Source organism: Chlamydiifrater volucris, from assembly GCF_902806995.1.
GTDB classification, from domain to species: Bacteria; Chlamydiota; Chlamydiia; order Chlamydiales; family Chlamydiaceae; genus Chlamydiifrater; species Chlamydiifrater volucris.
Window position 1 is genome coordinate 213003 of sequence record NZ_LR777654.1, and the last position, 26620, is coordinate 239622.

The following is a 26620-nucleotide window of genomic DNA, read 5'->3' on the forward strand; positions in this document are numbered from 1 at the left end:
TACCAAGTGTTGCTGCAAGTAAGGAATTTCTTAGGGTTTTTTCTTAGGTCGGCCGTGGATAAGGTAGCGCTTTGTTCCTCTTTGTATTGGTCGCGTCCTTCTTTGTTTTTTTACGACCTGATTGTTCTTTTCTATTCTTTCTTTTATAACCCCTATACAAAGTTGAACAAAAGGTCTGCTGGGTCTGTTCTGCGTAGAGGAGAATTTTATGGAGAAACTCCCTGGCGAGCATTGGACAAAATATGTAAGGAATTCGGAATCTCTTCAAAGGACTCTATTGCGGATCTTGGATCAGGACTAGGTAAAGTTTGCTTTTGGTTTTCTCAAGTTGTTGGGTGTAAAAGAGTCACCGGGATTGACAGGGAAGAGAGTTTTCTGTCTTTTGCGAGAAAAGTAGGACAGCTCATTTCTTCCAAACTATTTTGTGGAGGTAGACTGAGATATTTACTTGGAGATTTTACAAGCCAGTCTTTTGTCGATTATTCTTGTGTATATTTCTACGGAACGTCTTTTTCTCCACAAACTATACGAAAACTTATCAGAGCCCTAAAAAGCTTGCCAGAGAGTGCCTGCGTAATATCCGTGAGCTACCCTTTGACAGATTTTCTTGAAGGAAAGGAATTGTTTTTTGTTGAAAAATTCATCAAAGTTTCCTTTCCTTGGGGAAAAACTGAGGTATTCAAGAATGTTCGAAAGTGATTACTGGTAAATAGATCTGGTAGCTTCGTGTTCTGTTTGCAAGAGTTGCAATAGGAAGTTTTCCATATTTCGCCAGTTTTCTTTTATTTCTTCTATTGTACGAGTTTGCTCTTCAGTTTCCATTCGCAGAAGATCTTTGTATTGTTCATGCAAAGTTCTATCTGCAGTAGACTTTAGCTCATAAATTTTAGAAGAGGTATCCATCAATTGGGATAGAGAGGTCAGAGTTTTACCAAAGCCTTCAAAAAACGTTTTAGATTGAGTGTCGTTAAACTTAGTAGAAACATTTCTAAGAATACCAATAATGCCCTCTCCAGCACATTCTCCTATTAAGGGGGAGGAGGCACCAAAAACTCCGAGAGTTGCAGATCCTATCGAAAGCCATTTATTGACTTTTGCTTGGTATAGAAAACTATCCACCATTTTTTGCGCTTTTTCCATTAATCTTTTTCTAGATTCTATACGTTCTATGGAATCATTGTGCCTGCTTTTAAGCAAAAGCTTCATTATTTCTGCACATAGAACAAGGATATCTAAACGGGTAATGCGGTGGCCTGCAATTGGAGAGCATAAAGACTCTGATTCAATAAACTGCGTAACTGATTTAGGAAAAACTGATATAGTCGTTGATGGGATGTCGCCTGTTGCCTCGTTTTGAGACAGAATGTCATGGGGCTTAGCTTGTCTTTGAGATTCTATGCTACTGACATTTTTGTTCTCAGTAAGGGATCTTTCAGAAGATTCCAAATTTTCTTCTTGATCCGATTGAGAATCAGAATGTTTTTGTTGTCTCTGTTGCTGATCTTGCTTGTCGTCTCTAGTATCAGCTGTTGAGTCTTTTGCATGCAATCTGTTTTCTTCCAAGGATTTGTGAAACATTTCCATTGGAGAGCACAGCATGCCCTCTTTTTGGGAGTTTGTCAGTATAGATTCTTTGTGTTCTTGCAACTTAACCTTACTTTGGTCTTTAGTTTCTTTAATTTCTTTAGAAAATGCTGTGAAAGCGAAGGTCTTGGGAGATAAGGACATTCTTCCTGGGAGTTGATTAGCGCCGTCGCCTCCTTGCTCTCCCGGGAGGAAAATTGTCAGTGTGCAAGGCTTATTGGATAAAAGCCCTTTCTGAGAAGATTGTTGAGAAGTGCTTAGGGAGAGAGCAGCTTTACCTGTCGAACTCACAAGCTGATCCTGGGCAGACTGTGTTCTTTGAGCGCTTTTAGAAATGTCTCGGAAGGGATTTCCTGATTTGAGGAATGGATCTGATGAAGACTGCGATCCTGAACTGCTGGAGAAATTAATTCCTAATTTTGCTGAGAGAGTTTCCGCAGGATTTCCTGGAGAGTCAGAAAGTTTTGTGCTGCTGAAAGTTTCCGCAAGGCAACTTACTGCTGCAGCACAAGAATCTGAAACCCCACGTAATAGAGCCATCTGAGAATTAGAAAGAGGAAGTATTTTCGAAGTTACAACAGACGACTCTCCGGCAGAAGAATCACTTGATGCTTCCTCTGATTCGACCGCTGTTTGTTGTAATTCCGGGCTCACAAGCGCATCAGATGAACCAGAAAAACCAGGCGTGGGCGTAGACATAACAGCTCCAGGTTGGGCTTTTAAAGACTCTTTCCGAGAAACAAATTTAACTTCTCATAAGACTGAGATGAGAAGCGTTCAATTCCTGCTCGAGAGAGAGTATTCGAGAAATAGCCTCGAACTGTTCCTGTATATTTTCGACCAGCTCCTCAACTGACTGGTAAGTATCATCTCTTTCTTGGTTTAATTGGTCAATGAGATTTTCAAGAGAAACTAAGGATCCCTTTGCAGCTATAACCATAGATCGGGTCCATATAGCTCCAGAACGTATCACGGCAGAAGCGGATTCAAAAGCTGGTGCTACTCCAAGCATCAGTCCATTAATCACTGAAGACATTTCCAACCTATGAAACTTCACAGTGGCAAAAGACAAGAAGCAATTAGATATGAGAATAGAGAAGTAAGCTATCCTAATGATTTTCCGTTTTTTTTCTTGGTTGGATCCCGGTAGAAACCGTTCTAATTTTTCCCAAGCGTTCATAGAGTCCATCAACGCTAAGGTTAACGTTATCAGTCCAGAAAAAAGCGTTAAAGTAGCGAAGACGCTTTCTCCTGAAGATATAGATAGAACAGATAGACCAATGGAAAGCCACGGCATGACCCATTCAACCAAAGTAGCAAGAGTTCCCCATCGCTTTGCAGTGTTTTCCTTATCTAAATTATTTTTCAATTCTTTTATACGTTGTTCATGAGTGAGTTCGAGCTCTTTCTGAGTAGTTTCTATGTTGTCCTTGTAGGCTCCGTAGGAGGTGTAATCACAAAGGATCCCTTGTTTGGTAAGGAGGTAGCTTAAAGTGAATATTCCCACAGAAGGCAAAGGTATGACGGGGACAACTAATTCCGGAGCTAAGGGTTTTTTGACTTTTTTGTTTTTATTTTTAAAAATTGATGCGTTTTCAGAAATTTTTTGTGAAGAAGCAGATTTTTTTTTGACCTTTTCTGTGAATTCTTTCTGTTGCTCTTCTTTTTGTTGATCTGAATGTTCGTCCTTTTCAAAGTCTTTAGCCAAAAATGACGACGGCTTGCCTATCTTAGATTCTTTTATATAGGGGTCCTTCTCTTGAGAAAACGAAGTCTTCTCGGCTAAAAGGTCTTCTTTCTTAGTTGGTAGAGGAGATTCCTCTGAGGAATCTTTTGATGGAAGTGTTTGCCAGGGTTGAAAGATTCTTTCTTCAAAGGATTTTTGTGTGGAACAACTTGTTGCTGTCTTTTCTATTTTGTCTACGGAAGCCGACAAATCTTCAGAATGATAGCCTTCTGGAAATAGATCCTGAGAATGAAGGTCCTGAAATAGTTTATCGGATTCTTGTTTTGGCGATTGAGTGAAAAGATTCCATAAGGAGGATCGTGTATAAGTCTGTTGTGGCAAAGAGAGGGATTTTTCAGAAAATCCAAAATGGAGAATAGCTTCTTTCTTGGAACAAACCTTGATGATCAAATCTTTCATTAACTCTAGGGGTTTTCCTGAGGTTTGTTTAGGAACATTTTTTTCAAAAACCTTTGAAAAGGTATGGGAGATATTTTGACTTTCCTTTGGTTTTAAAGAAAAGGAGTGGCGAGTGGGCTCAGCCTCGAGATTTGTCTCGCATGCACTAGGATAGTTTTTCTGAGAAAGGATAATATCACAACTTTGCGACAGCCATGAAGACATAATTTCTCCTACCAAAGTTCATTTTTGGAAGATTCTGAAGAACGCTTAATGGCTAAAATTTCCTCTCTTAGCTCTCTGTACCTCGGGGTAGTAGCTCGGATCCAAGCCATATTTAAAGCTTTAGTAGCCTCTGGTTCTACGTTGAGTAGTTTGTAACATATGTGAGCATAGTAATGAGGATAGGGATCTTTATTTCTGAAAATAGCTGTAACGGCATAAGCATGGATAGCTTTCTCAAAATTCTTTTCCATTTGCAGAGAAGCACCCAAAGAAAACCAAAACTTAGATATGAAGGGATTAAAAAAGATTAGCCATCTAAAAGTTAGAGTGCTTTCGGGGTAATTGCGATCCAAATACGCCTGGTAAGCTTCTTTATAAATCAACTCGAGCTCTTCGTCGGAGACATTAAATATTTTTTGATATGTGTCTAAACCTACGGTAGGGTCAGGGAAAAAGTCCTGGAGATATTCTTCCAGATTATCAGGGAACGGGAAGACCTCTTTTGTTTGTTGAGAGATCCTTTCCAACAAGAGAGAAAGAGCTTTCATTTTAAGGACGCAAGTTATAGATGAAGGTATCCATTAATTCTTTAAGAAGTTTCAGAACATTAGATCGCGCTTGGTGGCACTGAGAAACTTCTTGCAAAAGTCTTTGCATGTCTGTTCGTTCCAACTGCGTAATTTTTTCCATGTTCTCTTTACGCATTTGGATATTCTCTCTAAACATTTTTTTTTCTTCTTCAGTCCACTTGTAGTTGCTATTCGGGACCACAACTCCTAATCGCTTAGCTCTATCCACCAAAGCCATCATTTCTGGATCTTTGGACCAGTCGACATCACCTTTGGTTGCATTAATTTTGGATATTAAGAGAGTCAAAGACTCCACGTCGTCTGTACGAGCTTTCACTTTTAGGTAGAGCTCATGGGCTTCGGCCTCGGCTTGACCCAGTATTCTAGCCATCAGGCGCATAAATCGTAAAAAAATATTCTCGTTGGAAGAATCTTCCACCTGGGAAGAGTTCTTTTCGACAGAGATAGAGGCTCTTCCCGAAGAACCTTTCTTAGACTGTGAACTGAGGCTGGAACTAAAGAATGCCATAGGGGAGGCAGATTTTTTTTGAAAGTTTGGTGAAGGAGCCTCTCTTTTAGACATAGGAGTTGAAGTTGTACTTTGATTGTATTGAAAAAGCAATTGGTCAATTCCTAGTGTTTGCTCTTTTTTTTGAGACGAATACGTTTTTTTCGTTTCATTTGGGCTTGTGTCTTCTTCTCTATCTTCTTTTGAATTTTGCTCAGAATCTCGACCGCTGTCTTGTCGGGAGGACTCTTCCCCTTGATCCTTTGAAGATTGAGAAGAAGATTCCGTTGTTTGCAACGAATCGCCTTGCTCAAAGGTTTTGGTTTCGACTAAAGAAAGCCTTACTGATGAGTTGCTCTTATCTGGGGATAGCAAGGAGATGTTCTTCACAGCTCCTCTGTCAGATTTTTGTGGGGATAGTAGAGACAAGGAATTTCTCTCTAAGGAATCAGGAAGCGCTTTTTGTTCAGAAGTTTCAGAGCTAGTCTTTTCTTGGGTAGGCTTGCTGCTGTTGTTAAAGTTTGATAAGCTGTTAGTTTCGTTTAGGGGACTTTTTGGTAAAAGCAGGGGATTATCTATGGGTCCTCTTGATAAGGTTATTGGTTTATTACTTGTGCTTCCTTGCTCGGTATCAGGCTTTTGTAGTTCTAACAGTAGATCTTTAACTTCTATTTCTAGAGAAACCGTCTCAGGAGAAAGAAAAATAATTTCTTGCTCCATAGGAAGCCGAGAAGCTGAAAATAATTCCCCGGAGCTCTCCAGTATGTTTTGAGAGCAGATAGTTTGTACTGCTTGTGAAGCGTTTTCCATGGTTTCGCTAGAGCACTCACAGGAGAAAATTAAAGTGCCCACTTGTGTCTTTAAAGCCCCTTCTTGGACAACACTAGAGTCTCCTTTGGAGGCAAAGGCTGAGTTGCTATTAGAGGTAGTATTTACTATTGGGGCGGCGGTCTGATTCATGCGATTCTCCAAAGATGCGCGACGGTTTGGGTTTCCCCTCAAAGAGGGGCGTAACTTATATGATCTCAATAATTTTCGGCAAGGGTGATTGTTTTTTCTATAACTCCTTCTATTCGAGGGTGTTTTATGCGTTATTTCTAGGGAACGCGAAGTGTTTTTTTTTAAAGGTTTAAGTGCTTGAAAGGGAATGTGGTAAGGGGTAGAATTTTTTGCTTTTGGCAGATTTTTTTTTGTTAAAGTTTTTAGAAATAAAAAGTATTTACAAATATCCATTTCGGTATAGAATTAGTCCCTCGGCCCGGGTGGTGGAATTGGTAGACACGCCGGACTTAGGATCCGGTGCTTTCGGGCATGTAGGTTCAAGTCCTATCTCGGGCATTCTTTTTTTTTCTTTGTCATCTGCTTGAGATTGTGTTGTTTGATTCACTTTCGTTCCCATGTTCGCTCTTTTGTGGGGTCTTTTGTTGTGTGAAAAAATTTTTTTCGACTAGTAGAATAAGAGATAGGAAAAGGAATTTTTTTAGGGATATTTATGAAAACCCGGTTGGCCTGTGCTTTATTTTTACTAAATCTTACTCCTTCTCTCGGAGATAACGTCCAAGGAACTTCTTTTTCGTCTTCGGATGCAAGGGAGGGAGCAGCAAACTATGAAATAGTCGGCCGGAAAGCTCAAAAAAAGAAGAAGGCCAAGAAAGCTCCTAAAAGCTCCTCTAATGATAACCCTTCTAATCAAGATACTGTCCCCTACAGCTTCTACTATCCTTACGAGTACTCTTTCTATTACCCTGAGACGGATGGGGAAGACGAGGAAGATGAGGAGGAATGCCATGCCTCCTTTCAGGACGGAAATGTATTTTACGAGTGTAATTAAAGGGACGCCTAAACTTAGCCGTTATTTCGTGGGTGGAAGGCTTTAAATTTTTCGGTGAGGCTTTCTTTTGAAATATGTGTGTAAATTTCTGTAGAAGAGATGCATGCATGTCCCAGCATTTCTTGAATAACCCGAAGATCAGCCTTGTTGTCCAGAAGGTGTGTGGCGAAAGCGTGTCTCAGAGAGTGTGGTGAGATCTTTTTGTTTATTCCGGAGAGCCTGGCATAAGCTCGGATGTTTTTCCAGATAGTGGTTCTATTAAGCCTCTCTCCTCTGAAAGAAAGAAACAAATACTCGCTGGATCCCTTTTTCTCCTTGAGAAAATCTCTAAAATGAACCAAATAATCATCGACAGCTTGTGAAGCCTTTTGGCCTAAAGGAACGAGCCGGGATTTAGAACCTTTCCCTAGCACTCGTATGAATTCATCATTAACATCTCCCAATTTTAGATTGCAAAGCTCAGATACTCTTATTCCTGTGGAATACATGAGGTATAAAATAGCTCGATCTCTGGCAGAGCAGTAGGAGTCTTTGAAGTTTTTGATGGACTTATAGGAGGGTGCCTCTAATAATGTGTCGACTTCATTTTTATTGAGCACGGAAGGAAGTTTTCTCCAAATTTTTGGGTGTTCAATTGTGGGGACTTGTTTTAAAAGTTCAAACTCCTTTAAAAACTGGAAAAAGACCTTTAGAGCAATAAGTCGTCGGGTGATCGAGGTTTCAGCTTCGCCTTTAGAGTGAAGGAAATCTGAAAAATCCGTGACTGTTTGTTGAGTAATGTCGCGGCAAGATTGAATTTTAGAATTTTCTAAAAATAGGGAGATGTCTCTTAGGTAGGCTGATACGGTGTTGAGGGACAACCCTCGATCTATTTTTAGAAAAGTCTCAAATGATGAAAGCATGTTGTAAAAGTTAGCCATACAATTTGGTGGGTAGCGGCTTTTAATTACTCTGTCTGAGGTCTACAAGAGTAGTCAGGGTATTTATGAAAGACAATGAAAAGTTTTTATCGTCTAGGTCCATTCCACTTCTTCATGAATTATCAAAATCTCCTTTTAATCTAAACCATGAAGGAGTGCTCACTCCCGATAGATTCCTTAGGTATAGTATGTCGGCTGCAGGTCTCTTTTATTGCTATGCTTTAGAGAGAATAGATGACTCTGTGATTGAAAATTTAAGAAATTTAGGAGAAGAAAGAGGGATAGTTTCTCAAATGCGTTCTATGCAGTCGGGAGATGTTGTCAACGTAATCAAAGGTTTTCCTAGCGAGAATCGTCCTGCGTTACACACAGCAATGCGAGGATGGGTGTCTTCAGAAATATCTAAAGAGATACAGTCTTCACTGGCTAAAGAAATGATGGAAAAAGCGAAAAGAGAATTTTATAAATTAGAATCTTTCTTAAATTCCATTGGCAACAATTATTCCACTTTAGTTCAGGTCGGTATTGGAGGGTCTGAACTAGGCCCTCACGCCCTGTATCAAGCTCTTTCTTATCCGGGACAGAAACGTTTTGTTCGGTTTGTTTCTAACGTTGACCCAGATTCTGTGACGGCAACTTTTTCTGATTTGGATTTGCAGTCTACCTTAGTTGTTGTTGTTTCAAAGTCTGGTAGCACTTTAGAAACAGCAACTAATGAAATGTTTATTCGATCTTTGTTTAAGGAAGCAAATTTAGATCCCAATAAACACTTTATAGCTGTTACTAACGAAGGTAGTCCTATGGATGATCCTAAACGTTATTTGAAAGTTTTTTATATGTGGGATTGCGTTGGTGGACGGTATTCAGCAACCTCTATGGTTGGTGGTGTGGCCCTGTCTTTTGCCTTTGGGTCTGGAATTTTCAAGGAAATTTTATGTGGAGCTGCGGATATGGATCTCAATGCTCTTGAGGGTTTGCCAAAAAATTTACCCGCTATTGCGGCCCTTTTGGGCATATGGAATAGAAATTTTTTGCGGTATTCCACAGTGGCTATAATTCCTTATTCTGAGGCTTTGTTGAGGTTTCCTGCGCATTTACAGCAGTGTACCATGGAATCTAATGGAAAGGGGATAGACAAATTTGGGGATAAGGTAACCTTTCAAACTTCTCCTGTGATATGGGGAGAGGCTGGAACAAATAGTCAACACTCTTTTTTTCAAATGATTCATCAAGGAACGGAAATAGTTCCTGTAGAGTTTATAGGGTTCCGTAGCTGTCGTTATGGAAAGGATCCTTTTTCTGAAGGAACCTCTTCTCAGCAAAAATTGTGTGCTAATTTGTTAGCACAGGCTTTGGCATTAGCTAAGGGGGAAAAATCAGATAATCCTAATAGACAATTTGATGGGAATAGACCATCTTCATTATTGCTGGCAGATATTGTTGATGCAAAGACTTTAGGGGCGTTGTTAGCTTTCTATGAACACAAAATAGTCTTCCAAGGTTTTTGTTGGGGGATTAATTCCTTTGATCAAGAAGGGGTTTCATTGGGAAAACGTTTGGCTGATAGTTTCTTAGGAAAGATGGCAGGAAATTCTCAGGAAGTCCCATCAGAAGTAAGTGCGCTTTTGGATGTTTTTGATAAGCAAAAACGTCTTTAGCAACTTTAAGCTTCCGTATGGAATTTTTCAAAGTTCTTTGGTGAGAATGGTTTGAAAATCAAAGCGTTAGAAGATTTTCTTTTGTTGCTATTTGAACGGGATATTTTTATCTTCGTAGTAGTTCTTGATTTTGATTGATTTCGTGGATATAGTTTCCCCTTTTCGGAGGCGTTGTTATGGCGGATGCATCTTTGGTGAAAGTAGCTGTTACTGGTGGAACAGGGCAGATAGCTTATGCGTTTTTGTTTTCTTTAGTTAACGGAGACGTTTTTGGAAAGAATTGCGAAATTGATTTGAGGGTTTATGATGTTCCTGGCACAGAAAAAGTTCTTTCGGGAGTCCGGATGGAACTAGATGATGGTGCCTATCCTTTGATGAGATCTCTCCGGGTTTGTACCGATTTAGAGGATGCATTTGATAGTATTGATGCGGCGTTTCTTATCGGAGCTGCGCCTAGGAATGCTTCAATGGAAAGATCGGATCTTCTAAAGGTCAATGGGGGAATTTTTGCCTTGCAGGGATCTGTCTTGAACACTTGTGCTAACAAGAATGCGAAGATATTCGTTGTTGGAAACCCAGCAAATACCAATTGCTTAATAGCCATGAAAAATGCCCCCTCCCTGGATAGGAGGAATTTCCATTCCATGCTGCGTCTAGATCAAAATCGTATGCACGCTATGTTGAGCCATAGAGCAGGAGTTTCTATTCGTGATGTAGAGAGGGTCATTGTCTGGGGAAATCATTCAGCTAAACAGGTTCCAGATTTTACTTTGGCTACAATCAAAGGGCGTCCTGCAGCAGAATACATAGGAGATAGGGACTGGCTAGAAAATGTAATGATTCCCTCGGTGCAAAGGAGAGGTACGGCGGTTATAGAAGCGAGAGGACGTTCTTCGGCGGCCTCTGCAGCTAGGGCATTGGTCAATGCTGCAGCGGAGATTTTCCAACCTGTTGGGGGTAGATGGTTTTCTTCTGGTGTTTGCTCTGATCATAATCCTTATGGTATATCTGAGGACCTCATATTTGGGTTTCCTTGTCGAATGAAAGCCGATGGAGATTACGAGATTATAGCGGACCTTCAACTGGATCAGTTTATTCAAACAAAATTGCGAGTAGTTCAAGAGGAACTATTGGAAGAAAAAGCTGGTATAGCTTCTTTATAGAAGAACTTTTATTGAGGTACTTATGGGTGAGCCTTTTAATTCCTTATGTCAGGTAGCTTTTAAACAGGCTTTTAATAGACAAAGGTTTAGTCTTATTTTTTCTGGCTTGTGTAGCTTCGGAATGCTCTTTACGCTCTTTTTGAAAGTAGGAACAGAGTTCTCTGCTGATATCTCTGTTTTTATGTGGTCTTCGGGGGCGTTTTTTTTAGCTTTTACCGTCTTGTTTGTACTGGGTGTAATTGTTCATCAGTTGCTGAAAAATGAAGGAAGAGAAGAAGAGCAACCTCTGACGGTACTGTCTGCAATTCGTACTAATTGGAAGGCCATTTGGCTATCTCTTTTGCTCTCTATGCCCTTCTTTGTAGCTGTTGTTGCCTTAGTGACAGCTGTAATGTTGACTTTAATTCTTTGCTCTTTGCCTGTAGTGGGTAAAGTGTTTAGTGTAATTTTGGCCTTTGTTCCCTACGTGTCAGCCTTGCTGTGTACACTTTTGTTTGTGGGGGCCTTTTCAGCTTTGTTCTTTTGTTTGCCTATTTTAAGCTACTCCGAAGGTTTTGACTATTCGAAAATTATCTCAGGGTTTCATGGTTATGTTGCTAGGCAGTTAGGAGCTTTTTCTATAGCACTTGCTCCTATCATTGTTTCTGGGTTCTTAGTAGTAAACTCGTATTTGCTCTCGAAGAACATTTTTGTTTTTGCAGAAGTTGATAGTTGGACTTTTCTACTGCAGACTTTGGTTCTGGTTATCCCTGCAGCATTTGTATTAACGCCTTCTCTAGCCTTTTTCTTTAGTTTTTCTTTTGCTTACTACGCAGATACAGAAAAAAGAAATTCCTTGTCGATGTAAGCAGTAGATCTTGCTAAGAGAGCTTTTGCTAACATGTCCCCGACTAACCCGTGATAAAGGAGGCCTTTGGAACCGAACCCTCCAACGAACCAGAGTTTTTCTTTAAGGTGGGCCACTATGGGCTTCCTTGTAGGGCTAGAGACCCTCATTCCAGACGAGCATCCGACGATTTGCGCCTCTTTAAGTTGAGGGAATAGGGGGAGGAGAGATGGAAAAATTTCGTTGTATGCAACTTCTTGATTAGGGGTTTCATCGGCAAGGTTATGTTCGAAAGTTGCTCCTAGTGTATAAGTTCCATCGGAGGCGTGGGCAACCATGTACTTATGAGCGTTTATGCTATATTTGGGAGCTTGGAAACTTTTAGGTAACTCTACTTTTAAAAGTTGTCCTTTTACTTTGTTTAGAGGAATATCTTTCGTTTCAGGAAGAATATCCCAATTGGCTCCAGGAGCTACTACAATGTGATCATAAAATTCCTCAATATCAGAAATATTTTCTATAATTTCATCATAAAATTGCGTGCCCAAATTAGAGCAGGCTGCCCAGAGGCCCTGCATGTAGGCTTCGTTATTTACCGTGATACCATCTTTGATGAACAAGGCCCCACTGTTCTCCGGGATAACTATACCCGGAATTTCCAATTCACATCGAGATTTTTCCCACCATTCCAACTCTCTAGGGAATTCTTCTACTCGTTTTTGGAAGAGAGAATTTTGCTCATCATCTGAAGCAGGTCTGACGATTCCAGAGGACAAGACAAGAGAGTGTCCTAGAACTTTGCTTGTTTCAGTAATGAGATAATGAGCAGAAACGAGCGCATCATTAGCCCTATATGGTTTTAGAGCTTTTCGCCCAGTGAAGGCATGTAACAAGCCTGAAGACATACCTGAAGTCCCTTCTCCAATAGGGATTGGATCAAAAAGATCTATAGCAGCAGTTCCCTGGGAGTGTAACAAAAGGTGCCAGGCCAGGGATAGTCCAGCATAACCAGCCCCCAGTACGGCGATATGCATAAAGTCCTCTTATCTTTGCTTTCTTACCGATAAAATCAAAGGATAAGGAAATAAGAAATTAAAAAACAGAGAAGAACTTTTACGGAATGTTTTAAAAAGATTTTTTATCGTTTTTAGGAAGTGAAGTTATTTCGAAGGAGTAACGCTGCAGCATCGTTACTCAGTAATTTTTCCGTGAAAGTGTGCTGAATTTTTGACAACTCTGGAGAATAGATTTTGGGCTGGTAACGCAAAGCAGTGTAAGTCACGCTTAAAGAAGGTATATCTAAATTCTTACAAGCCTGATTAAAAGCAGTTGCAATCTGGCTGTCGTCATTTAAAAAAATGATTTTTTCAAAAGGCCTTTTTGCTAGTTGTTCTTTTAAAAAAAGCAGGATTTTTTGAAAGTCAGCAGAAGAGGTTCTGTTTGCCGCAAATAGAACTCCGAAGGAAAGGCCAGTGCTTAGGGATGCTTTATCTAAGAACTTTTCAGTAAAAGAAGTTGAGGAGTCATGTTCTGGTATAAAAGCTGTGGGAGTTGGATAAAAGCTAACGGCAACAGAGTCTAGCTGATTCTTTACAAGATCTCTATTTTCCATTGCCTTATTAGTGTATGCTAACACAGTTTTACCTTGCTCTAACAGTCTAGAAATCATTGTTTTAGATACATTTTCTATAAGTTTCACGGATCCTTTTTTTTGATATTCCACCCAATAGGGGTAAACAACATGCCAAGCTTCCTCTTTGGATAGTCCCAATTCCGTAAATCCAATGATAGTAGCTGTGAACCAGTCTTTATGTGACAAAGCTTCTGCACCTTGAAATAAAGTATTGTCTAGCCCCACGATTACTAAAGTTTTTTCATCAGAAAAGAGGACCTCTTCAGATATTTCATTTAGAAATTTAATGGAAATCAGATGGTTGCCTTTGATTTCCTTTACGTAGACAAACCTGCCATCAGAAGAGTTTCCGAAACCTATATTTATTAAGAAACTCAACGTAAATGCCAAAAAAAGGGATCTTTTCGGTGAGCTGCTCATATGGATACTTCTTTGAATGTTGAGTTCAAAAAGTATAGGGAAGAAAGAATTTTTTATAGAATATTTTCCTAAGTGAAAAACAGAGTTCTTTCAGTTTTTTTGAATAACATTCTATTGAACCCCAGAGAGAGAGTATTAGGGAACCACAAACGAATTTGGTCTAGGGCTTGTTCGACGAACATTTGATAGCCATGGATGACTGGAATACCTTGTTGCTGGGCTGAAATGATGTGAGGTGTTTTTTTTGGTAATGTGGACAAATCCATAAAACAGCGAGCAATTTTCAAAGGAATGTTAATGGCCACTTTGGGGGGTAACGTAGATATGAGTAAATCGTAAGTAGTTTCTGGTGAATCTAATTTTTTCAGCGAGAAGATTTGTATAGAATGCTCTTTAATAAGATGAGAGAATTTATCGGTGGTCCTGTTGTACACAGAAACTTTAGATCCGTTCAAGGCTAAAGCCAAGGCTATGGCTCTTCCCGAACCACCGAACCCTAAGATGGCCACTTTTTTTAGAGGAATGTTGAGTCTTTGTAGAGCACGAAGACAGCCGACACCATCAGTATTGAAGGCATAGACGTAACCTTTTTTAATTACTAGAGTATTTGCAGCACCTACTTTTTTTACGAAGGAAGAGGGGAAGTCTACAAAAGGTAATATGGCTGATTTTAGTGGAGCTGTTACGCTGAGCCCTTTAAAGGGCAAAGTTTTTATGATTTGTAAAGTGTCTTCTAAATTTTCAAGAGGGGTATTTAATTTCAAGTAGCAGGAATTGATTTGTTTTTTAGACAAAAAATAGTTGTGGATTACGTGACCAATACTGTTTTTTACAGGATCTCCTACGAGGGCAAAGATAGAGGAATGCTTATTTAAGAAACGGTAATTGTATCTAAGAAGTTCTTTTGTTGATAGTTGCCCCTTAGCTACCGGAGGATACCCTGTAACGTGAGAATAATTGATAGGATTTTCTTTTACTGGAGATAAAATTCTAGAAGCCGTGCCTTTTATGCCAGAGCAAAGAAATATGAGATCTTTACCCAGAGTCAGCGACTGGGAATATAGGTTGAGGGTGTCTAAGGTAGAGTCTGTTTCTACGACAATTTTGTACAGATACGCAGAGAAATGTTTTTTCATGGACGCATAAACGTCCGGTAGAGATACGAGAGAAAGGTCTGTGTGATCGAGATGAGTGGAGCGAATGATTTTTGTTTTGGAATAGGGGCGTAAAATTCTTGATGTAGGATACTCTGGGACTGTGATATCTATGTCCAAGTATTCTGGACGAAGGAGGGCTAGAATCTTTATCAGAGTTATGTAATCACTCAAAGAGTGAAAGTAGTCTCTGTATGGATAGTTGATGATTACAGGGATCGGTGCTAATTCTCTGAACTTTCGAAGACTATTGAAATCTATGGACTCTATAGACCCTTTGGAATGAGGAAACATTTTATCTAACCGGAACTCCAAAAGGTCAGCGAACTGAGACGCCAAGTGTATTTGTTTAGATATAGACTCTGGGGTTGATTCTGAAATAGTTGCACAAAGTAAGGACATTAAAACCTCTGGGATAGGAAAGAGAGGATAGTTTCTTTTGGGATTTCCTGGCAATATTTGCCGTCGAAGGGTTCTGGTTGACCAACGTCTCTTAGAAAAACGAATTTTGGGGCAGCTCCGGACAGATTCTTTTTGTCATGGGCCATGAAGGCCAGAATTTTTTTTGGATCAGGGGCTGTCTCTATAGAGTTTTTTCTATGCAATTCCTGAATGGAGGTGGGAAGGCTAAAAATTTGTAGAGCGTCTTTCAGTTCTTGTAACACAGCTGTAGAACTTGCTGCGCGTACCTTTGTAGTTAGTTGAGTTTCTAACATCATTCCTACAGATACAGCATGACCGTGAGAAACTTTAGGTGCGTAGTAGGCTTCTAAGGCATGTCCAAAAGTATGTCCGAAATTTAAAATGTTTCTTCGCCTTTTACCTGCTATGTCGGAGGTTACTATGGAAGTCTTGATTTGATTGTTCTTAGCAATGAGGGATTGGAGATACAAGGGCTTTCTGTTTAGGAGATCAGTTTTGTTCTGAAGTAAAAACCGAAGTAGTTCCGGAGATTGGATAAACGAGTGTTTAATCACTTCGGCAAAACCTTCTAAGTAAATTTCTTCGGGAAGAGAGAGCAAAAACTTTGCATCTATCCAAACTGATTTTGGGAAATATACTGTCCCTATGGAATTCTTGATATTATCTATATTGACCCCATTTTTCCCGCCTACGGAAGCATCAACCATGGCGAGCAAAGAAGTGGGTACGGCTACAAAAGGAACTCCCCGACGAAACGTAGAAGCTAGGAACCCCGTAATATCTAAGACAACACCTCCTCCAATTCCCAAAATAAGAGTATGAGAAGTGCATTCGAGTTGGATGAGGGAATCTTGCAAATTTTCCAAAGTTTTTCGACTTTTGAAGTTCTCTCCTGGAGGGAAAGAGAGGATGAAGTTTTCCTTGAGCATCGGGTGTAGCGATTTCAGAAGGGTTTTTGAGTATAGCTTCCGTATGTTTTCGTCACATACGCAAACAATGGGGCACTTGAAAGAGGAGAGGTAATCGAAAAAATTTTGGGAGAATGGGGACTGATAAAATATTTTAGTGGGGAGAGTCACGGCCAAAAAAACCTTTTAGAAGATAAACAGAACCAAAAACCGAGAGCAGTTTAGACGATTTTATTCTATTTTCAATAGAATTATTGGGTATGGGTTAAAGTTGTGTGCATCTGTGCCATAGCAACAAGTCTGCAAGGACTAAATTAATCATAGCCTCGACTACGGGCACAGCTCTAATTGCTATGCAAGGGTCGTGTCTAGAGGACATTGGATGAAAAGAAATAGGTGTGGGTTTGTTGTCACAAGATACGGTGTTTAGAGGTTTTCCTATGGATGAGGTGGGTTTGAAAGCCACGGCACCCGTCAAAGGAGCCCCTACTGAGATTCCTCCTAGGCATCCACCACAGTGGTTGCTTTTTAGTCGAGGTTGTCCATCAGCTATTATTATTTCGTCAGTAAAGTTTGATCCAGCGTATTTCGAAGAGGAGAACCCTTCGCCAATTTCAAATCCTTTGACCCCAGGGATGCTGAACATAGCCCCTGCTAGGAGGGCAGGGAGTTTAGCATAGATGGGTTCTCCGAGTCCTGGTGGGATGGGAGTTGTTACAAACCCAACAATTCCACCTATGGAATCTTGACGAATCTTTATCTCTTGTAGTTGATCGCAAAACTTCCTTTCCAAGTCTTTTTGGGGGCAAAATATTGGAGAATGATAAGTCGAATCACGTAGAGATGGAGAAAAAAAATTTAGATGGGAAATTTTTTTTGAATCGCCAATAGAAGCTAAGTAGGCTAACGTATGTATGTTGTAGTGATTCAATAGTTTATTTGCCACAACTCCCGCGGCAACTCGGCAGGCAGTTTCTCTCGCTGAAGATCTTCCTCCTCCTCGGTAATCATATACTCCGTATTTCTTTATGTATCCGAGACTAGCGTGTCCTGGACGATAGATGTTTTTTACATGATCATATTCTTTTGTGTTATGATGAAGATTACTAATAGAAAGGGCTATAGGAGCGCCTGTCGTTTTCCCGTTGAAGGTTCCTGATAAAATGCGGACGATGTCTGATTCTTTTCTGGACGAAGTAAAACAAGAATTTCCTGGTGATCTTCGATTCATAGCCGGCAGAAAATCTTCTTCTCCCAAAACTATTCCTGAAGGACATCCGTCTATGACCACTCCGACAGATTCTCCGTGAGACTCTCCCCAGGTGGTAAATGAGAAAATTTTTCCGAAAGAGTTTTTATTCATATAGTGACTTTTTCTTTCTCAGGATTTTTTATTGGAATGATACCCAGGCTTTTTAGCTTTCTAATGAGTTTTTGAGAATTCTTTTCTGGTGTTTGATCATGGTTGTAAGCAATTGAGAGATTAGAGAGTTTTTTAAAAATCAGGTTTCTAAACTTTAGCTTGATTATTAGTTCTTTGCAGGAAAGTTTATTGAGGGTTTCAGGCATTTTTTGCTTGTTGGAGACCGACAGATATTTATCAAATGGAATTTCGAGGTGTATTATAACCCCAAGTTTTTTTGCTAGTGAAGTTGACTTAGGGTGTAGCAGAGTGCCCCCTCCCAGAGATATCACAGAAGGACGATAGTGTTGATGGATGAGAGTTAAGCAGAAAGATTCAAGTTCTCGAAAGAATCTTTCCCCGTGGGTTCTCACAATTTGCGAACAAGAAAAGGGTTTTTTATAGATGTGTAGGTAAGTGTTTCTGCAGTAAAGATCCAAATCAACAAAGGGTACATGTAATTCTTCAGATAATTGTTTTCCCAGAGAAGTTTTACCGGACCTGGGGAGACCACAAATTACGAGCATCTTTTGTTAGTTTCTCATTTATGATTTTTTATTCAATTTCTTCATGAATATCTGCGTGCATCTTGCACAAACTTTCTAAAAAATTGGGAAAGCTTTTTCCTATGCATTCTGTTTGATGGATAACGGTAGTCCCTTTTGCTCTGAGAGCTGCCGTAGTGAGGGCCATAGCTAATCTGTGATCGTTGTGAGAATGCACTTGGGCTCCCTTTAGCTGAGAAGGGTGGATAATTAGTTCATCGTCGTTAAGGATAGTGATTTTTGCTCCCATTTTTTTCAATTCTTTAGTGGTACACACTAGTCTGTCGCATTCCTTTGTTTTTGCGATTTTAGCGTTGTATATCCTTGAAGGTGTCTGCGCAGACAAAGCTAAGACAGCAAGAATGGGTACTGCATCAATGAAGAGATTGGCATCTACAGAAAAACCTTGCCAGGAGTTTTTGGAAGAAGTTACAACGGAATTATTATTAAAAGTAATATCTGCTCCTAGGGACTTTAGTAGATGAAAAAGTTCTTTATCCCCTTGAAGATCATTAAAGTTTAGATTATGAATGGTGACCGCGCCGGTTTTTCTGCCAGCCAGTAGGGTCGCTCCTAGAAGAAAAGACGCGGAGCTAAAATCCCCGGGAACTGAATAAGAAAAAGGTCGGTATGATTGGTTTCCGGGAACTGAAAAATGAGTTAACGAATTGTTAGCAGTTAGTTGAATCCCCAAACGTTTCAACCAGTCTAGAGTCAATTTCACCCAAGGAAGTTCTCCAGGATTTGACACGGAGATAGTAGATATTTGTTTTCGAAGGGGGAGCATTATTAGCAGAGCAGAGACAAATTGAGAATCAGATCCGTCTACGGAAAAGTCTATTTTTTTATGGGTATTAAGGTGAGAGATGCTGAAGAGGGAGTTTGAAGATACATTTGCCGTAATTTTGGCACCAGCATCCATCAGAGATTTGAGTAGAGGAGTCATTGGTCTTCTATGAACTGAAGGATCCCCCGTAAAGGTGATGGGGCTTTTGGATAGTGCTGCTAGAGCTGTCAAAAACCTCAGAGTAATGCCAGAATTTTTTACATCAATAAGAGAGGGTGTTTCGAAAAATTTTTTCTGTGTTGAAGAGATTATCAGCTGATTTTTCTCAAAATTGAAGATAGATCCCAGATTTTGGCATGCATTTATCATAGCTTCGGTATCAACGGATTTTAGTGGATTGGTGATCACAGATACTCCTTGGGCTAATGAAGCAAATAATATTGCTCTGAGGGTATGTGATTTCGAGGAAGGGGCGAAAGCTTCTCCTGATACGTTAGAAGGGTTGATGATATAGCGCACTCGTTATAGCTCCTCTGTGTCAATAGCATTTTAGAGCATATTACAATTATCTTTGTTTATTCACCTTTTTTAGGAAGATTCTTGAGAAGGTTGCGTTTTTCGTCTTAAAATTAAAACAATTTAATGTTAAACATTTTTTTTAATCTTAAAATAAGATAGTCTATTTTTCGTTAAAGTTTTGTTGTATGGGAATCATTTTCAGTAAGTACGAAATCTCTTATTTAGGCTACACTCTGTCCCTATTAGAGGCGATGAAGCGTCGATTTCATTTGGTGGTCTTTGTCATTGCTGAAAAGTCTTTCGCTCAGGGCTTAGACGTTTCTTATTCTTGATTTGGCAAATCTTTTTCTAAAGAGCAGAGTTTTTTCAGCACTTTAAGTGGTGCTCAAGTTTTCCTAGCTTGATAGCTAGTTTAGGGGAGGTTTTTATGGTAGGTGGAATCGAGGTCTCGCTGAATTCTGTGATAGATAATGCAGAAGTCAGAGAAAGGTCTCTTGGAAGAGAGCTATTGATAAAGCTCAAAGATAAGGTTTGCCTAGCTTCTCTTTTAACATTGAGTATAGCTTTTGCAACAATATCGGCAGCTTCTTTGATAGTAGCTAACTTTTCAATTGTGTCTATCTCTATCAGTTTAGTTTCTTTTTCTCTGTTTTTACTTTTCTTATTTAAATTTTTTTCTTTTTCTCTTCGGGATGAAGTTATAGAAGATGACAAATTGATTTCTGAAAAAGAATTTAAAGAAATTCAAAATGCAGAAAGTCAAGAGAAGGATATTGTTTTTTTTAAAAAGACTGTTGATAAAGACTCTTCTACTAACGAGGAGAGTACTTCTACCTCTACAAAAAGCGAAGAAATCTCTGAAAATAGTTCTGACGGATCCTATCCTGAAGAGTTGCTAGAATTTGCTCCTGAAGATTTATTGGAATATTCTGCTCTAAGCAAAAGAGGGGCAAAAGCTGTAGTTTCCACAATATTTTCAAGTGTGAGCTCTCTAGGAAGTAAAATGGCGAGTGTGTTAAAAGATGAGTCTTTCCGAGCGGCCCTAGGGGATTCGGTTCACAAGGTTGTTGAGGGTATCTACGTTTTAGCTGCGGGAGAATCTTCATCTGGAGAGGGAGGGAAAGAATCTCAGCAGAGTGTTGAAAAAGGTGGGGGGAGCTAGTTGATTGGGTACAACACTACCCATTTTCGGCTTGATACCACTCTCTCAAATCTTCTGGAAGAAACTGTCTTGCGTGCAAGACAGCCAAGGTCATGTGTTCACGAAATCTTTGTAAAAGTTGATTCGCTTGTTTTGTGGAGAGATTGCCATAGGTTGACCGTGAGCTTGATGAAGGGTTTTGGAGGTGGTTGTATAAGAACCAACAAGTGAAGGCTCCACAAGAGTCCCCATCAATTTGTAGTGCTCGGTCCTCCGTTACATTTTCTAAAGAAAAAGCCTGCCCCTGGGGATATTTCTGAGATAAAAGCTCTGCTATTAGATGGAGCTGTTCAAGGAGTTCTTTTTGCCCAAGATAATTGGAAAGGCTATTGAAATAGAGAATTTTTCTCATTTGCATATCCAAAATAACCAGAGCCCAGTGATTTCCGAATGTTCCAAAATCTCCTGGGGAGAATAGGAAGGGGAAAGAGATAATTTGGTCCGCAGTAAAAGAATCGGAGTTTACTTTTTCTAGGACTTGGTTTTTAAGATCATCGGGGTGGGAGCTCCAGTGTTCTGCATCGGCCAATTTAGGAAATTTACGAAATAGTGCTAGAGAAATTTCCCTTATAAGCCCTGGAGAAAATTGTGAGGGAGGGGTCATACGTTTCAATAGGCGTGGGTATAAACGCTCTTTCCTGAGTTCTTCTATATCTAATCCACTTGTGAGAAGCTCTGGAGACGGTAGTGCAGAGGTGATAGTTTTTTTCGCTAAGGTGGTTTGACTGGGGCTTTTTTTAGAAAGCTGTGTCAGTAGATCCTTGGTTGTTTCAGCTGTTGGATAAAGGAAGGAATCGGTAGTGGTAATGGCTATGTCTCTATGCTCCCCAATGAGTTCGCGAAAGGAAACGAAGCAAAGAATAGTTCCCAAAGTGAGGATTACTAGAATTAAAGCCGCTATAACCAATATGATTTTCTTTACGGTAGCACAGTTCTCTTTCTCTGAAACTGAGGAGGGATAGGCTTTTGGTGTGATAAAAAAAGAATTAGTAGGTATTTGGGACATAAAAATTACCGACATTGTTGATTACAGTATTTTATTAAAAAAGAATTTGTTTTTAAATTTCCTTTTTCTTCTTTTTCTTTTGAAAAGATATCTTGATGTTTCTAACTAATTTGTTTATATTTCTTAATTTTTTTTGGTTTTTAACTATGAAAAAAGTAATCGGCATTCTAGGAATTACGGGAAAAGCAGGTAGTTCTGTTGCTCATCATATCAAAAGTTCCTCTCAATTTTGCTTGGGAAAGGGCGTAGGAAGAAGGTTTGGAAGTCCTTATCCGTTGGGTTCTTTGCAAGAAGTAGTGTTAGAAAGTGACTTTCTTATAGATTTTTCCTCACCGGACCTTGTGAAGGAGCTTTTAATAGAATTAAAAGAACATCCCAAGCCTTTAGCCATTTGTACGACCAATTTAGAATTATGCGGGGGGGAAATAGTAGAACTTGTAGAGACTGTGTCCAGGAAGAGCCAGATAATTATTGCTCCAAACGTTTCCTTTGGAGCCTGCCTACAGAGTTTTTTAGTTTCTTTTCTGACTAAAGTTTTGGATGATAAGTATGATATCCATATCCGTGATGAACATCATAGAAGCAAGAAAGACGCGGTCTCAGGGACAGCTAAGGCCCTAGTTAAAAGTATAATACAAGAAAAAAAAGAACATTGGAACTTAGACTATAATTATGGATTTCCTCAAGAGGGAGGTAGACCCGATCATTACATAGAACTAAGTTCTTCCAGATCTGGGGGTATCCTAGGCAGGCATAACGTATCTTTCACAAATTTTCAAGAATCTCTTTCTGTCGTTCATGAAGTTTTTGATAGAAGCGCTTTTACTTATGGTGTAGAAAAAATTTTGGGGTGGATGGAGAAAAACATGGGTAGAGTCGGAGTTTACGACATGGCTGATGTTTTTGGTTTAAAAAAACATCTCTTCGGTATGAAATAGAGTATCCGGTTTCACCGTAGTTGTTGAGTTTTCCTTGCGAGGTGCTGTTTGTTGATTAGGGTATATGCGGATCTGGATTTAGAAACATTGTACTTAGATAGATTCATATAGATATACCTAAGGCATAGGAATGGTTAGGGTTGTAGTAAAGTTTGGCGGGGGGAGTATAAGATCGGTCAAGAGCATACGGAAGGTTGCTGAGATTATTCGTAGCACCCCTGAGGCGGAAGTGATTGTTGTTAGTGCTTTTGCTGGAGTCACAAATATGCTCTCGGAGCTTTTTGTCCTTGGTGGCTATGACAGACAAGCCCTGATAGATAAAATTCTTTGTTTTCATGAGCAGATTTCTTCGGATTTATGCGTCCCTTTCTTTTCGAGTTTTTTCCGTAATAGGATTCGCAGTTGCTTAGTAAATCAAAAGATAAGTCCTAAGCAAAAAGCGGATATTCTTTCTGTTGGCGAAGACATGTCCCAGGCTATTTTGGCAAATTTTTTTGTCAAAGAGGGAATCTATACGGAAACTTTATGTGCAAGGACCTTCATTATCACTGATTCAAGTTATGAAAGAGCTTCTCCAGATCTCTATGCTATGAGAAAGCAGTGGTCAAAAAGGAAAACTTCTCCAGGTGTTCGGTACCTTATACAAGGATTTCTAGGTGCAACAAAACTAGGAGAAACTACTCTCCTTGGTCGGGGGGGTAGTGATTATACAGCAGCTTTGGTTGCTGAAATGATCAATGCGGATGAGGTGCGATTGTACAAAGATGTAGCTGGTGTATATTCTATAGATCCTGTCTACTCTGACAGGGCGGAAGTTCTTTCTCGACTCTCTTTTCAAGAAATGGAGATCCTTTCTCAAAAGGGTGCCAAAGTTGTATACCCTCCAACATTGTTACCCTGCATGAGAGCCAATATTCCTATTCGGGTATTATCTACTTTTGATGAAGAACCTACAAAGTTGTTAAATAAGGGAACTTTAATTTCTTATGAAGAGGGTTTGTTGAGGTCCCCAGAATCAGTTTTAGATTCTCGTATAAAGGCTGTAGCGATTCGAACGCAGCAAGTATTGGTTTTCATTAACCTGAGAAGATTAGAAGATATGCTTAAAGTTCGTAGCTTTTTAAGGGCCTTATCCCAGAAATATTCTCTAGATTACGTTCAGCACGGAGATAAGACCTATGTTGTAATGCTAGAAGATGTTTGGTTTGAGAGGCTTAGCAAAAAAATAAAAATGCTTCGCAAACTAGAATCTTTTGCAGATTTGAATATCATAAAAAACGTTTCTGCTTTATCCTTGGTCGGCCGAGGTTTATCTAATCTTGATTATTTGCAAAATGCAGTTCAGAAACTGTTGCAGGACTTGGTTCCGGTCGTCATCTTTTACAAGGTGGGGGATTCTGCGCTTACTGTTGTAGTTGAAGGTAATGAGGCTTATGCATCAGCGTCTTTGTTACACAACGAGCTCGTCGGAGAGGCTTTTTTGGTTTAGAACGCGGTTCATAGAGAAGTTGGGTTTATTGAGTAATGCATAGCACTCTTCTTCCAGAGGTAATAGTAGCTTGTGTAACGCCTTTCTTAGATACCGGAGAGGTGGATTTTGGTTCCTTGATTAGGGTTCTTCGGTGTGCAGAGAAGGTTTCTGGAGGAATTCTTCTTTTCGGCAGTACTGGTGAGGGAATGGCCTTGTCCTTGTCGGAAAAATTGCAGATAGTTCAGTATGCCTGTGACCAATATCTTTCCGTTCCTATCTTGTTGGGGGTCCCTGGTATTGACAGCAGTGGTGCAAAAAAGTTAATGCGGGCGTGTGACTCTTTTCCCATTCAAGGGTATCTGCTAACGACTCCAATATACTCCAAGCCAGGTGTCCATGGGCAAATCGATTGGTTTAGAAATTTGATGCGAAGTACCATGCTTCCCATAATTTTGTACAATATTCCTGGAAGATGTGGTTCTCCATTGTACTCAGAAGTTGTTAGAAGTTTAAGTACAGAATCTAACTTTTACGGCGTTAAGGATGCTTCAGGTAGTCCTTCTTCGTGTAAGGAGTTTTCATCGATCTGCTCCAAGTGCAAAGTTTTTTGTGGTGATGATGTTTTGTTACAAGACTTCTTAAATCATGGGGCTAGCGGATGGATCAATGTATCCGGGAATGTTTGGCCAGAGGTAGCCTCTAAATACTATGGCTTTCTTAAACAAAGAATTGATCGCAAGGAGCTTATGGAAGATCGGCCTTGGAGAGATGCTTGCTCTTTATTATCTTCAGGAGGAAATCCCGTGTCAGTGAAGGTGGTATTGGAGAGGCTAGGTGTGATCAAATCTGCAACTGTCAGAGAACCTCTGAGCGTTTTAGATTTTCCTCCTCATAACGATATAGAATTCATCCATAATGAGTTGATGAGTTGGTCTAGGTCCTTAGAAGTTTGTGCGTAGCTCTGTCTACAAAGGTGGTTTTTTAATGAGAGTGAATTATGTGATGGGATGCCATTGCGAAAGAACTTATCGTTGGAATAGTCTGAGGAATTCCTTAGTGATATTTGTTTCGTTTGTTCAAAACTTGCTAAAGCTTTTCTTCTTGCGTATGAAAGAAACTTGGCAAATGGTTTCTAATCGACTTAGAGTTTATCGGGCAGATATTCGATTGATAAATCCTATACATGTCTTATTTAGTGAGGGTTCTGGAAAAGCATGTAAAGCCTTTTTTAGGTTTTTATATTTGCTATCTTAGTCTTTAAGAGACTAGTGCCTTAGAATCAGTCAAAACTAGCTCTAATCTTGAGAGGACCCGTGGTAGTGAGTGCTTAGTTTTTATTGTGGTAATACTTATAATCAGCCTTGCTTATTAGGTTCTTTGGTTCTGGTGGAGGAGGTCTTCGCCTTAGCTGGAAAGTTTTCTGACATGTTTGTATGTCTGGGAGCACTTCAGAGTTTGTCAAAATGTTAGTTCCTTATGACAGCTTTGGTTTTCAATTATTGCTGAGCATAGTTCAGTTTCGTTTTTAACCAGAATCTCTTAATGATTGTGTATGAGAGAAATTTTAGTGAAGGAGAGGTATGATTAATCGGAATGGGGGTGTTGTATCTAAAGTTCCTGTCGGTATTTTGGGGGCTACTGGCGCTGTAGGTCAAAAATTTGTGGGTTTATTAGCAAACCATCCTTTTTTCCAAATAGTTTCTCTTATGGGATCAGAACGCTCTGTAGGAAGAAGATATGGTGATTTAGTTAACAATCTTTCTTGTTTCATTCCTCGAAATTTGCTGGATATGAAAGTTCAAGCTAGCGAGCCTATAGAGGGGTACGCGCTTGTTTTTTCTGGATTACCATCAGAGGTAGCATTTCAGCAAGAAGTGGCGTTTGCTACATCAGGGTGTTTCGTGGTTTCTAATGCTTCAAGTCATCGGATGAGAGAAAATGTTCCGCTACTGATTCCTGAAGTTAATGCCGACCATTTGCGGTTAATAGATAATTCTTCCGGAGGTATTGTAACTAATCCAAATTGCTCTGTAGTTGCAATAGTTGCAGCCCTCAAACCTTTGGTAGATACTTTTGGTGTTTCTGCTGTCCAAGTTGTCACTCTTCAAGCTGTTTCTGGTGCTGGATATCCTGGAGTATCAGCTTATGATGTTCTAGGAAATATTATTCCCTACATACCGGGAGAAGAAGACAAAGTAGAGATGGAACCAGCCAAAATTTTAGGTAGTTATTGCTATCAAACGAATTCTATACAACCATACCCAATAAGTGTAAGCGCTTATTGCACAAGAGTTCCTGTATTAGACGGACATACGGCTTGTGTTTCTGTGAAATTACGAACTTCAGCTTCCAAGGAAGAGATCATTCGTGCTTGGAAGAAATACTCCGGGGAACCTCAAAAGTATTCGCTACCTAGTGCTCCCAAACAATTTCTATATTATTTACCAGATCTTTTTGGTCCTCAACCAGTTAAGCATTCAGAAATAGAAGGCGGGATGTCTATAGCTATAGGTAGATTAAGAAAGTGCACTGTTTTGGATTGGAAGTTTATTATCGTTTCTCATAATACGGTCCGAGGAGCTGCAGGTGGAGCTATTTTAAACGCGGAATTAATGTTAAAAAGGGGGTTAATTTCTAATGGTTTATTTGTTGACTCTGAGTCTAGTATAACTTGTTTGCAATAAACATAATAAATTTTGTTCATTAAAATTAATTCCTTTATTGTTTGTTTTTGTTTACAAACAGTTTAGGTTTGAAAGTTATTTTTTAAATAAAAGCGCCTTAGTTTGTTTTTAATTTATTTT

23 protein-coding genes, 1 tRNA gene and 1 pseudogene are annotated in these 26620 nt (G+C 39.7%); 12 read left to right on the forward strand and 13 right to left on the reverse strand.

What is annotated here, in order from left to right; translation table 11 throughout:
- The first annotated feature begins 6 nt into the window (after window positions 1–6).
- Window positions 7–699 (forward strand): SAM-dependent methyltransferase, encoded by a 693-nt coding sequence (locus tag KJA62_RS00910; protein ID WP_246481872.1) that lies wholly within the window; start codon window positions 7–9, stop codon window positions 697–699.
- Here the strand turns inward: KJA62_RS00910 and KJA62_RS00915 are convergent, their stop codons facing one another.
- The 4 genes and pseudogenes from KJA62_RS00915 to KJA62_RS05220 all read right to left on the reverse strand — a co-directional run.
- On the reverse strand, window positions 700–2283 hold the full coding sequence (locus tag KJA62_RS00915; RefSeq protein ID WP_213318174.1) for a hypothetical protein: 1584 nt from the start codon (window positions 2281–2283) through the stop codon (window positions 700–702). It abuts the gene before it with no gap.
- 46 nt (window positions 2284–2329) lie between these two features.
- The gene (locus tag KJA62_RS00920) at window positions 2330–3934 is read right to left on the reverse strand and encodes a hypothetical protein (protein WP_213318175.1); all 1605 of its coding nucleotides are present in this window, start codon (window positions 3932–3934) and stop codon (window positions 2330–2332) included.
- Between the two features lie 8 nt (window positions 3935–3942).
- Window positions 3943–4482 (reverse strand): SycD/LcrH family type III secretion system chaperone, encoded by a 540-nt coding sequence (locus KJA62_RS00925; RefSeq protein ID WP_213318176.1) that lies wholly within the window; start codon window positions 4480–4482, stop codon window positions 3943–3945.
- Between the two features lies 1 nt (window position 4483).
- Window positions 4484–4924: pseudogene (locus KJA62_RS05220) on the reverse strand (hypothetical protein); the annotation flags it as partial.
- 1343 nt (window positions 4925–6267) lie between these two features.
- Between KJA62_RS05220 and KJA62_RS00935 the strand changes: the two are divergent.
- Window positions 6268–6349: transfer RNA gene (locus KJA62_RS00935), tRNA-Leu, on the forward strand.
- Between the two features lie 154 nt (window positions 6350–6503).
- Window positions 6504–6842, forward strand: a complete 339-nt coding sequence (locus KJA62_RS00940) for a hypothetical protein (RefSeq protein ID WP_213318178.1) — start codon at window positions 6504–6506, stop codon at window positions 6840–6842.
- 14 nt (window positions 6843–6856) lie between these two features.
- Here the strand turns inward: KJA62_RS00940 and xerD are convergent, their stop codons facing one another.
- On the reverse strand, window positions 6857–7744 hold the full coding sequence (gene xerD / locus KJA62_RS00945; protein WP_246481873.1) for a site-specific tyrosine recombinase XerD: 888 nt from the start codon (window positions 7742–7744) through the stop codon (window positions 6857–6859).
- Between the two features lie 83 nt (window positions 7745–7827).
- On the opposite strand from xerD, the gene KJA62_RS00950 reads away from it, so the two are divergent.
- The 3 genes from KJA62_RS00950 to KJA62_RS00960 all read left to right on the forward strand — a co-directional run bounded on the left by KJA62_RS00950 (window position 7828) and on the right by KJA62_RS00960 (window position 11430).
- On the forward strand, window positions 7828–9420 hold the full coding sequence (locus KJA62_RS00950; protein ID WP_213318180.1) for a glucose-6-phosphate isomerase: 1593 nt from the start codon (window positions 7828–7830) through the stop codon (window positions 9418–9420).
- Window positions 9421–9596: 176 nt separating this feature from the next.
- Window positions 9597–10583 carry a malate dehydrogenase gene (locus KJA62_RS00955; protein ID WP_213318181.1) on the forward strand — a complete coding sequence of 329 codons (987 nt, stop codon included), beginning with the start codon at window positions 9597–9599 and terminating at the stop codon, window positions 10581–10583.
- 22 nt (window positions 10584–10605) lie between these two features.
- Entirely contained in the window at window positions 10606–11430 is an 825-nt protein-coding gene (locus KJA62_RS00960; protein WP_213318182.1) for a hypothetical protein, read from the forward strand.
- Here KJA62_RS00960 and KJA62_RS00965 read toward each other — a convergent pair.
- From KJA62_RS00965 to aroA, 7 genes are all read right to left on the reverse strand, one after another.
- Window positions 11391–12443 (reverse strand): NAD(P)/FAD-dependent oxidoreductase, encoded by a 1053-nt coding sequence (locus tag KJA62_RS00965; RefSeq protein ID WP_213318183.1) that lies wholly within the window; start codon window positions 12441–12443, stop codon window positions 11391–11393. The genes KJA62_RS00960 and KJA62_RS00965 overlap by 40 nt on opposite strands.
- Window positions 12444–12556: 113 nt before the next feature.
- Window positions 12557–13462 (reverse strand): DUF2608 domain-containing protein, encoded by a 906-nt coding sequence (locus tag KJA62_RS00970; RefSeq protein ID WP_213318184.1) that lies wholly within the window; start codon window positions 13460–13462, stop codon window positions 12557–12559.
- A gap of 68 nt (window positions 13463–13530) precedes the next feature.
- Complete coding sequence (gene aroE / locus KJA62_RS00975) at window positions 13531–15018, reverse strand: shikimate dehydrogenase (protein WP_213318185.1); 1488 nt, start codon at window positions 15016–15018, stop codon at window positions 13531–13533.
- A complete protein-coding gene (gene aroB / locus KJA62_RS00980; RefSeq protein WP_213318186.1) occupies window positions 15018–16118 on the reverse strand; it encodes a 3-dehydroquinate synthase in 1101 nt (366 codons plus the stop codon). Before aroB ends, aroE begins: the two co-directional genes overlap by 1 nt.
- Before the next feature lie 94 nt (window positions 16119–16212).
- Window positions 16213–17310, reverse strand: a complete 1098-nt coding sequence (gene aroC / locus KJA62_RS00985) for a chorismate synthase (protein WP_213318187.1) — start codon at window positions 17308–17310, stop codon at window positions 16213–16215.
- The gene (locus tag KJA62_RS00990) at window positions 17307–17876 is read right to left on the reverse strand and encodes a shikimate kinase (protein ID WP_213318188.1); all 570 of its coding nucleotides are present in this window, start codon (window positions 17874–17876) and stop codon (window positions 17307–17309) included. The genes aroC and KJA62_RS00990 overlap by 4 nt, the downstream gene beginning before the upstream one ends.
- Before the next feature lie 28 nt (window positions 17877–17904).
- Window positions 17905–19200 (reverse strand): 3-phosphoshikimate 1-carboxyvinyltransferase, encoded by a 1296-nt coding sequence (gene aroA / locus KJA62_RS00995; RefSeq protein ID WP_213318189.1) that lies wholly within the window; start codon window positions 19198–19200, stop codon window positions 17905–17907.
- A 185-nt stretch (window positions 19201–19385) separates the two neighbouring features.
- On the opposite strand from aroA, the gene KJA62_RS01000 reads away from it, so the two are divergent.
- Window positions 19386–19532, forward strand: coding sequence for a hypothetical protein (locus tag KJA62_RS01000; protein ID WP_213318190.1), 147 nt, complete (start codon window positions 19386–19388; stop codon window positions 19530–19532).
- Window positions 19533–19627: 95 nt separating this feature from the next.
- On the forward strand, window positions 19628–20362 hold the full coding sequence (locus KJA62_RS01005) for a hypothetical protein (protein WP_213318191.1): 735 nt from the start codon (window positions 19628–19630) through the stop codon (window positions 20360–20362).
- Between the two features lie 16 nt (window positions 20363–20378).
- Here KJA62_RS01005 and KJA62_RS01010 read toward each other — a convergent pair whose 3' ends face one another.
- The gene (locus KJA62_RS01010; RefSeq protein ID WP_213318192.1) at window positions 20379–21422 is read right to left on the reverse strand and encodes a Ulp1 family isopeptidase; all 1044 of its coding nucleotides are present in this window, start codon (window positions 21420–21422) and stop codon (window positions 20379–20381) included.
- Between the two features lie 131 nt (window positions 21423–21553).
- On the opposite strand from KJA62_RS01010, the gene KJA62_RS01015 reads away from it, so the two are divergent.
- From KJA62_RS01015 to asd, 4 genes are all read left to right on the forward strand, one after another.
- Window positions 21554–22345: a 4-hydroxy-tetrahydrodipicolinate reductase gene (locus KJA62_RS01015; RefSeq protein WP_213318193.1), complete on the forward strand. Its 792-nt coding sequence runs from the start codon at window positions 21554–21556 to the stop codon at window positions 22343–22345.
- A 130-nt stretch (window positions 22346–22475) separates the two neighbouring features.
- Window positions 22476–23834: an aspartate kinase gene (locus KJA62_RS01020; protein ID WP_213318194.1), complete on the forward strand. Its 1359-nt coding sequence runs from the start codon at window positions 22476–22478 to the stop codon at window positions 23832–23834.
- A 35-nt stretch (window positions 23835–23869) separates the two neighbouring features.
- Window positions 23870–24775: a 4-hydroxy-tetrahydrodipicolinate synthase gene (gene dapA, locus KJA62_RS01025; RefSeq protein WP_213318195.1), complete on the forward strand. Its 906-nt coding sequence runs from the start codon at window positions 23870–23872 to the stop codon at window positions 24773–24775.
- 621 nt (window positions 24776–25396) lie between these two features.
- Window positions 25397–26500: an aspartate-semialdehyde dehydrogenase gene (asd, locus tag KJA62_RS01030; RefSeq protein ID WP_213318196.1), complete on the forward strand. Its 1104-nt coding sequence runs from the start codon at window positions 25397–25399 to the stop codon at window positions 26498–26500.
- The last annotated feature ends 120 nt before the right edge of the window (window positions 26501–26620 follow it).

Coding starts and splice junctions, on each gene's coding strand:
- KJA62_RS01010 (WP_213318192.1), bottom strand. CDS start 21,422: ATGTCGGTAATTTTTATGTCCCAAATACCTACTAATTCTTTTTTTATC.
- asd (WP_213318196.1), top strand. CDS start 25,397: ATGATTAATCGGAATGGGGGTGTTGTATCTAAAGTTCCTGTCGGTATT.
- KJA62_RS00955 (WP_213318181.1), top strand. CDS start 9,597: ATGGCGGATGCATCTTTGGTGAAAGTAGCTGTTACTGGTGGAACAGGG.
- xerD (WP_246481873.1), bottom strand. CDS start 7,744: ATGCTTTCATCATTTGAGACTTTTCTAAAAATAGATCGAGGGTTGTCC.
- KJA62_RS01015 (WP_213318193.1), top strand. CDS start 21,554: ATGAAAAAAGTAATCGGCATTCTAGGAATTACGGGAAAAGCAGGTAGT.
- KJA62_RS00970 (WP_213318184.1), bottom strand. CDS start 13,462: ATGAGCAGCTCACCGAAAAGATCCCTTTTTTTGGCATTTACGTTGAGT.
- KJA62_RS00920 (WP_213318175.1), bottom strand. CDS start 3,934: ATGTCTTCATGGCTGTCGCAAAGTTGTGATATTATCCTTTCTCAGAAA.
- KJA62_RS01005 (WP_213318191.1), top strand. CDS start 19,628: ATGGTAGGTGGAATCGAGGTCTCGCTGAATTCTGTGATAGATAATGCA.
- KJA62_RS00960 (WP_213318182.1), top strand. CDS start 10,606: ATGGGTGAGCCTTTTAATTCCTTATGTCAGGTAGCTTTTAAACAGGCT.
- KJA62_RS01020 (WP_213318194.1), top strand. CDS start 22,476: ATGGTTAGGGTTGTAGTAAAGTTTGGCGGGGGGAGTATAAGATCGGTC.
- KJA62_RS00925 (WP_213318176.1), bottom strand. CDS start 4,482: ATGAAAGCTCTTTCTCTCTTGTTGGAAAGGATCTCTCAACAAACAAAA.
- KJA62_RS00990 (WP_213318188.1), bottom strand. CDS start 17,876: ATGCTCGTAATTTGTGGTCTCCCCAGGTCCGGTAAAACTTCTCTGGGA.
- KJA62_RS00965 (WP_213318183.1), bottom strand. CDS start 12,443: ATGCATATCGCCGTACTGGGGGCTGGTTATGCTGGACTATCCCTGGCC.
- aroE (WP_213318185.1), bottom strand. CDS start 15,018: ATGTCCTTACTTTGTGCAACTATTTCAGAATCAACCCCAGAGTCTATA.
- KJA62_RS01000 (WP_213318190.1), top strand. CDS start 19,386: ATGGGAATCATTTTCAGTAAGTACGAAATCTCTTATTTAGGCTACACT.
- KJA62_RS00950 (WP_213318180.1), top strand. CDS start 7,828: ATGAAAGACAATGAAAAGTTTTTATCGTCTAGGTCCATTCCACTTCTT.
- KJA62_RS00915 (WP_213318174.1), bottom strand. CDS start 2,283: ATGTCTACGCCCACGCCTGGTTTTTCTGGTTCATCTGATGCGCTTGTG.
- dapA (WP_213318195.1), top strand. CDS start 23,870: ATGCATAGCACTCTTCTTCCAGAGGTAATAGTAGCTTGTGTAACGCCT.
- aroC (WP_213318187.1), bottom strand. CDS start 17,310: ATGAATAAAAACTCTTTCGGAAAAATTTTCTCATTTACCACCTGGGGA.
- KJA62_RS00940 (WP_213318178.1), top strand. CDS start 6,504: ATGAAAACCCGGTTGGCCTGTGCTTTATTTTTACTAAATCTTACTCCT.